Annotated in this window: 9 protein-coding genes; 7 read left to right on the top strand and 2 right to left on the bottom strand. The window is 42.8% G+C overall.

Features of this window, described 5'->3' with window-relative positions:
* The 6 genes from CXF78_RS06880 to CXF78_RS06855 form a co-directional block, all read left to right on the top strand.
* The coding region (locus CXF78_RS06880; protein ID WP_180957077.1) for a flavodoxin/ferredoxin-dependent (E)-4-hydroxy-3-methylbut-2-enyl-diphosphate synthase at positions 1–368 on the top strand (368 nt) is incomplete at its 5' end.
* 98 nt (positions 369–466) lie between these two features.
* Complete coding sequence (hisS, locus tag CXF78_RS06875; protein WP_011636591.1) at positions 467–1,741, top strand: histidine--tRNA ligase; 1,275 nt, start codon at positions 467–469, stop codon at positions 1,739–1,741.
* Positions 1,742–1,767: 26 nt separating this feature from the next.
* The gene (locus CXF78_RS06870; protein WP_011636592.1) at positions 1,768–2,388 is read left to right on the top strand and encodes a tetratricopeptide repeat protein; all 621 of its coding nucleotides are present in this window, start codon (positions 1,768–1,770) and stop codon (positions 2,386–2,388) included.
* 12 nt (positions 2,389–2,400) lie between these two features.
* A complete protein-coding gene (gene bamB, locus CXF78_RS06865; RefSeq protein ID WP_102036352.1) occupies positions 2,401–3,636 on the top strand; it encodes an outer membrane protein assembly factor BamB in 1,236 nt (411 codons plus the stop codon).
* Positions 3,637–3,739: 103 nt separating this feature from the next.
* Entirely contained in the window at positions 3,740–5,206 is a 1,467-nt protein-coding gene (gene der, locus CXF78_RS06860) for a ribosome biogenesis GTPase Der (protein WP_011636594.1), read from the top strand.
* A gap of 183 nt (positions 5,207–5,389) precedes the next feature.
* Complete coding sequence (locus CXF78_RS06855; protein WP_011636595.1) at positions 5,390–5,599, top strand: DUF3565 domain-containing protein; 210 nt, start codon at positions 5,390–5,392, stop codon at positions 5,597–5,599.
* 24 nt (positions 5,600–5,623) lie between these two features.
* On the opposite strand, the gene CXF78_RS06850 is transcribed toward CXF78_RS06855, so the two are convergent.
* Together CXF78_RS06850 and CXF78_RS21220 are read right to left on the bottom strand one after the other, a co-directional pair.
* Positions 5,624–5,854 carry a hypothetical protein gene (locus tag CXF78_RS06850; protein WP_102036351.1) on the bottom strand — a complete coding sequence of 77 codons (231 nt, stop codon included), beginning with the start codon at positions 5,852–5,854 and terminating at the stop codon, positions 5,624–5,626.
* A gap of 234 nt (positions 5,855–6,088) precedes the next feature.
* The gene (locus CXF78_RS21220; protein ID WP_145991389.1) at positions 6,089–6,277 is read right to left on the bottom strand and encodes a hypothetical protein; all 189 of its coding nucleotides are present in this window, start codon (positions 6,275–6,277) and stop codon (positions 6,089–6,091) included.
* Positions 6,278–6,414: 137 nt separating this feature from the next.
* Between CXF78_RS21220 and CXF78_RS06845 the strand changes: the two genes are divergently transcribed.
* On the top strand, positions 6,415–6,773 hold a 359-nt coding region (locus CXF78_RS06845), incomplete at its 3' end, for a cytochrome b/b6 domain-containing protein (RefSeq protein WP_180957076.1).

Genomic DNA, 6,773 nt, shown 5'->3' with positions numbered 1-6,773 from the left:
TTGGTTTTGATATTTTAAAGTCGCTACGTATTCGTAGCCGTGGCATTAACTTTATTGCTTGTCCTTCTTGTTCGCGCCAAGAGTTTGATGTGATTAGTACCGTCAATGAACTTGAACGTCGTCTTGAAGACATTACCACTGCAATGGATGTGTCAATTATTGGTTGCGTAGTCAATGGTCCAGGCGAAGCGTTAGTGTCTGATATCGGCTTAACTGGCGGCCATGCTAAGAGCGGTTATTATGATGACGGAGTACGTCAAAAAGAGCGCTTTGATAACAATAAAATCATCGATGGTTTAGAAGCCAAGATCCGTGCTAAAGCGAGCATGATGGCCAACCGCATCGCTATCACCGACAAAACTGAATAATCATTAATCCTGTGCATGACAATCTAAGTATTGTCGATGTTGAGGGTATATTTACATTTTATTAGCGCAAGCTAATTCAAGAATTGGACACGTTAACAGTGGCAAAGCAAATCCAAGCAATTCGCGGAATGAACGATATTCTGCCTACGCAAAGTCCTTTATGGCAAAAAGTCGAAGCAGTATTGCGTTCATCAGTTAGTGCATTTGGTTATAGCGAAATTCGCACTCCCATCGTTGAAAGTACAGATCTTTTCAAGCGCTCTATTGGTGAAGTGACCGATATTGTTGAAAAGGAAATGTACACTTTTGAAGACCGTAACAGTGACAGTTTAACCTTACGCCCAGAAGGTACGGCTTCAACCGTTCGTGCTGGTAATGAACATGGTCTGCTGTATAACCAAGAACAACGTTTATGGTATATGGGTCCCATGTTTCGTCATGAGCGTCCGCAAAAAGGTCGTTACCGTCAATTCCACCAGTTTGGTGTTGAAGTGTATGGTATTGGCAGCGCCGACATTGATGCTGAAGTATTAATGTTATCTGCCCGTTTATGGGATTTACTCGGCATTAAAGAACACGTTGCACTAGAGCTTAATACGCTAGGCGACCCTGCAGAGCGCGCTGCTTACCGTGATGCCTTAATCGCATTTCTAGAGCAGCACAAAGATAAGTTGGATGAAGATAGTCAACGTCGCATGTATTCAAATCCATTGCGAGTGTTAGACAGTAAAGACCCGCAAGTGCAAGCCATTTTAGGCGATGCACCAGCATTGATGGATTACCTTGGTGAAGACTCTAAGACACATTTTTCAACTTTGTGTGAACTCTTAGACGCTGTTGGCATCCAATACACCATCAATCCGCGTTTAGTCCGTGGTTTAGATTATTATAACCGCACTGTATTTGAATGGGTTACCACTAGTTTGGGCTCTCAAGGTACAGTATTAGCAGGTGGACGCTACGATGGTTTAGTCGGCCAACTTGGTGGTAAAGACACACCTGCGGTTGGCTTTGCTATGGGACTTGAGCGTATTGTGCTTTTGCTTGAAACGCTTGAGTTAACCAGTGATATTGCCCCTGAAGTGGACGTTTATGTCACTGCAATGGGTGAAAATTGTGTCGTTGAAGCCATAAAAGTAGCTCAAGAGTTGCGTCAACAGTTGCCAACGCTTAAAGTCATGAGCCATTGCGGTGGTGGTAACTTTAAAAAGCAAATGAAACGCGCTGATAAAAGCGGTGCCCAATTTGCGTTGATTATTGGTGAAAATGAAATTGCCAACAATCAAGTTGCCATTAAGCCGTTAAGAACAAACAATGAACAACAATTGGTTACGCGTAGTGAACTCGTAGCTAAAATTGCAGAACTGATTTAAGAACAGATTTTAAAGGGGAAGTGCAAGTGGAAATTTATAGCACAGAAGAACAACAAGTAGATGCTATCAAGCAGTTCTGGAAAGATTATGGTACCTCGATTGTCGTTGGTGCCGTAGTAGGCCTTGGTGGTCTATATGGTTGGAATACTTATTCTGACATGAAAGTGACTGCGGCTGAAGAAGCTTCAGAGTCATTCCAGTCAATCGTGACACAGTCGGCTAATCCAGCTGCGTTATTGGTTCAGGCTGAAAACTTTACATCAGAGCATGATCAGCAAGGTTATCAAGCGCTACTAGAATTAATGGTTGCAAAATCAGCCGTTGAAGCCGGCGATTTAGCCAAAGCAGAAGCATCATTTACAAAAGTGATTGCTGCGCAACCTGGTTCTGGTTTAGGCATGGTAGCGATGATCCGTTTAGCGCGTATCCAAGCTGAGCAAAACAATTTAGGTATGGCGTTAGCGACGTTAGAACAAGTGACTGATAAAGCATTTGCTTCACAACGCGAAGAATTAAAAGGCGACTTTTTAGTGCGTCAAGGTGATTTGGATAAAGCCAAATCAGCTTATCAAGCAGCAGTGGATAATGGTGGTGCGTTAGCCAGTCCAGCGTTGACCATGAAATTAGACAATCTAAACAAGGCATAAGGAATTTAGCCGATGAAGTCGTGGTGTAAAAATCTACTTGCCGTTGGGTTAAGTGTTGCTCTTATGTCTGCTTGTTCTTCAAGTGATGTTGAAGAAGAGCCTGTGAGTGAATTAGTTGATATACAAGCAACCGTTTTTCCTGTGGTCACTTGGGATACCAGTGTCGGCGATGGTGTAGGCGATTATTACTCGCAACTTCGTCCTACCGTTCGTTACGGCAAGGTGTTTGTAGCCGATCGCAGCGGTATTGTGGTTGCTTTTGATGAAACAACCGGTGATGAGCTTTGGAAGCAAGACTTCAATGACGTCTTTGAAGAGAAGCTTGAAACTAAAACCAAGGGGCTTCGTTTAGCAGCAGGTGTTACAGCTGCACGTAATAAAGTCTTTGTTGGTGGCGAAACGGGTTTATTGGTTGCGCTTGACGAAGCAACCGGTGACGTTGTGTGGTCTGCGCAAGCAAATGGCGAGTTATTATCGGCGCCGACAGTGGCAGAAGATGTTGTTGCGGTAAATACCAGTAAAGGCGCATTTGAAGCATTTAATATCGATAACGGTAAAAAGTTATGGACCTATGAAATGCAACTGCCAAACCTGACTTTACGTGGTACTGGTTCTGCAGCATATGAAGCGGGCGGTTTCTTTTTAGGTACCGCAGACGGTAAGGTGGCTGTTGTCGTTAAAAGTAATGGTCAGGCTGCTTGGGAACAACCCGTCTTTAGTCCAACCGGCGCAAATGAGTTCACCCGGATGGCTGATATTGATATGACGCCATTAGTACTGGGCGAAAATCTGTATGTTGCTAGTTACAATGGTAACTTAGTGTCTATGGAACTTCGTAGTGGTCGTGTGGTTTGGTCGCGTAAATATTCAAGCTTTAATGATTTAGCTGCTGCAGGTATTAGTCTGTATTTGGTCGATGATCATAGCCGAATTTACTCAGTCGATCGCCGTAATGGTTTAGAATTATGGAGCACTTCAGTCCTTAAAAACCGTGAGTTAACAGCACCAGCAGTAATTGATAACTATATTGTTGTCGGCGACTTTGAAGGTTACTTACATTTTATTGACCGTAATAGCGGCGATATAGTTGGCCGAGTTCAAGTTGATAGTAATGGATTATATGCCCAACCTTTAGTTGTGGGTGACAAAATCTATGTTCAAGGTCGTAGTGGCAAAGTCGCTATTGTTATGTTGAACAAAGAAGAACAAATGAATGTAGAGGAAGATACTGAAACTAATGCGGAATAAGTCATAGCACTATTTTTGCGTTAATTAAGGTATAATGTCCTTACTAGAGCCCCTGGAAGCGTTCCGGGGGCTTTTTATTGAAAAGTTTTTTAGAGGCAAAATCATGATCCCTGTAGTGGCCCTTGTAGGGCGACCGAATGTCGGCAAATCGACATTATTTAACCGTCTTACTCGTACTCGTGATGCGTTAGTCGCTGATTTCCCAGGTTTAACACGTGACCGTAAATACGGCCGTGCTTTTTTAGCTGGCTACGAGTTTATCGTTGTTGATACTGGCGGTATTGATGGCAGCGAAGAGGGGATCGAAACCAAAATGGCTGAACAGTCATTGGCCGCGATTGAAGAAGCTGATGTCGTATTATTTATGACAGATGCTCGTGCTGGTATGACGGCTGCCGATTTAGCGATTGCTCAGCATTTACGTAGCCGCGATAAAGTCACTTTTGTGGTTGCCAACAAAGTTGACGGTATTGATGCCGATTCTGCTTGTGGTGAATTTTGGTCTCTAGGTTTAGGTGAAGTCTATCAAATGGCTGCCGCGCAAGGCCGTGGTGTGACCAACATGATTGACTACGCACTAACGCCTTATGCTGAAGCTATGGGTATTGTTCGCGAACTCGACGAAGAAGGCGAGCAAGTTGAACGTGAATACACTGAAGAAGAAGCTGAAGCCGAACAAGAACGCCTGCAAAACTTACCGATTAAGCTCGCTATTATTGGTAAGCCTAACGTGGGTAAATCAACACTGATTAACCGTATCCTCGGCGAAGAACGTGTTGTTGTTTATGACGAGCCAGGTACCACTCGTGACAGTATTTACATTCCAATGTCACGCGAAGGTAGAGAGTACGTATTAATTGATACTGCTGGTGTTCGTCGCCGCAGTAAAGTAAATGAAGTTATTGAGAAATTCTCGGTAATTAAAACCTTGAAAGCGGTTGAAGATGCTAACGTAGTATTATTGGTTATCGATGCACGCGAAGGGATTGCAGAACAAGATCTTGGTTTATTGGGTTTTACCTTAAACGCAGGTCGTGCATTGGTTATTGCGATAAACAAGTGGGACGGTATTGATCAAAAAGTCAAAGACCGTGTTAAAAGCGAACTTGATCGCCGTTTAGGCTTTATCGATTTCGCCCGTATTCACTTTATTTCGGCATTACATGGCACTGGCGTTGGCCATTTATATGAGTCAATTGAAGAAGCCTACGACAGTGCTACACGTCGTGTAAGCACATCAATGCTTACTCGTGTTATGCAAATGTCGCAAGATGATCATCAACCACCATTGGTTAATGGTCGTCGTGTGAAGCTTAAATATGCTCACGCTGGAGGTTATAACCCACCAATCGTAGTTATTCATGGTAACCAAGTTAAGAAGCTCCCTGATTCGTACAAGCGCTACATGATGAACTACTTCCGTCGTTCATTAAAAGTAGTTGGTACGCCAATTCAGTTACGTTTCCATGAAGGTGCTAACCCGTTTGAAGGTAGAACCGAGAAATTGACCGTAGGTCAAGAGCGTCGTCGTAAGCGTGCAATGAGCCACATTCGCGATCGTACTAAGTAATATAGTATTGGAATAACTTAGTATTGAACTACGTTATTTATCGCTCAAAAAGCCTGACTTGTTCAGGCTTTTTTGTAGGTGTAAACCGCGCTCGTGTTATTTGAATTGCTATTGGTATTATTGTTTCAGCAGAAAATTTTCATTCTATGGTGATCTAAGACATTGAAGATTGGGTGAACTCGGATGCAGCAAAAAATTATCGGTTATCATTTGGATGAAGAACAGCATTGGGTGGCAGAATTAGGCTGTGGTCACTTTCAGCATGTACGCCATAATCCGCCTTGGACTGTTCGCCTTTGGGTGACGACAATCGAAGGTCGGCAACAACAATTAGGAATGATCCTTAATTGTAAAAAATGCGATGTTGCGGCACCGCCAGATAGTGTCGACTAAATTGAGTTTGTCTAACTTAAAAAGTTAATCACCAGTGGTTCGGCAGAACCATAAATATGCGGCGATATAAGCACAAATGATACAGTCCATTACCATTGATAACCAAAACCCATCGACAAAAGCTTGATTGGCATTGCTCAATACTAGGCTAATAAAAAATAGCTTTTCAACTAGCGCAATATAAAACAGCGGTTTTATCCAAGTTGAACGCACCATCGCAATAAAAAAACTCCCCCCTACTAATACCAATTCCATTAATTATGTGCTCAATCAGAGCCACTCAGGTTTCCAGTTTGAGGCGCATTGTTGAAAGAATGGTTGTTCCCTTGTAAAACAATGCAACAAAGAAATGGAAACCCTGAGTAGCTCCCGCAGGGCGGGTTTCTGCACCTTCTATGCTGCTTAATATGATTTTGACGTAGAACAACTATGTCTACAATCCTATTACTTGCCTAGAAGGCGCAGAACTCCCGCTGAATGACCAGATAATTATTGGAGTTGGTATTGCACCATAAATCCCCAATGCTGAATAAATATCGTGTCACTGGAGTGATAAGCTAACTGGTTAAGGTTTTCGACAGCCCATTGTGGGAATAAGGTATAAAGCCCGCCTAATGACGTGCCTATACCTGCAAGGAATAATGCTGTTTGTCGAGTTTTGTGTAGTAAATGAGTCATGTGTGAGTCCGTTCAAAGTTATTTTATCGCCATAGTGTCATGTTTTAGATTATTTTCCGATTTTTGTTATCCATAAGTGATTGTTAAGATTCCGGCGTGATAATGGCCCCCATCATCGCAATCCTACCGAGGTTTTTATGCAAACACAGACTACTTATCCACGACTCCATCGTCTTATTCATTGGGGATTGGCATTGACTATGATGGTGATGTTATTAACTGTATTACTAAGGCTTGGGTGGATGGAGAAAAACCATATGGCCGCCATAATTCATCAAGGCTTAGCGAAAATAGATGTCATTATTACCGATAAACAAGCGGTGAGCATTGCCAAAGGTATTCGTGGCGTTATGTTCCAGTGGCATATTTATTTTGGCTATGCGGTTGGGGTATTTGTATTCGCTCGGTTTGTTTATATGGCTAAATTTGGTCTGCATTATCCGTCACCTTTTTCACGCCAAGCTACCACAAAGCAAAAGTTTCAGGCATGGGTGTA

This window comes from Shewanella sp. 11B5 (assembly GCF_002836795.1).
GTDB classification, from domain to species: domain Bacteria; phylum Pseudomonadota; class Gammaproteobacteria; order Enterobacterales; family Shewanellaceae; genus Shewanella; species Shewanella frigidimarina.
The sequence above is the reverse complement of the archived record's forward strand: the minus strand, read 5'-3'. Positions and strand labels throughout refer to the sequence as shown.

What these genes read in the sequence shown, in the direction of transcription:
- CXF78_RS06850 (WP_102036351.1), bottom strand. Translation starts at nt 5,854, where the DNA reads ATGGAATTGGTATTAGTAGGGGGGAGTTTTTTTATTGCGATGGTGCGT.
- CXF78_RS21220 (WP_145991389.1), bottom strand. Translation starts at nt 6,277, where the DNA reads ATGACTCATTTACTACACAAAACTCGACAAACAGCATTATTCCTTGCA.
- CXF78_RS06855 (WP_011636595.1), top strand. Translation starts at nt 5,390, where the DNA reads ATGCAGCAAAAAATTATCGGTTATCATTTGGATGAAGAACAGCATTGG.
- der (WP_011636594.1), top strand. Translation starts at nt 3,740, where the DNA reads ATGATCCCTGTAGTGGCCCTTGTAGGGCGACCGAATGTCGGCAAATCG.
- bamB (WP_102036352.1), top strand. Translation starts at nt 2,401, where the DNA reads ATGAAGTCGTGGTGTAAAAATCTACTTGCCGTTGGGTTAAGTGTTGCT.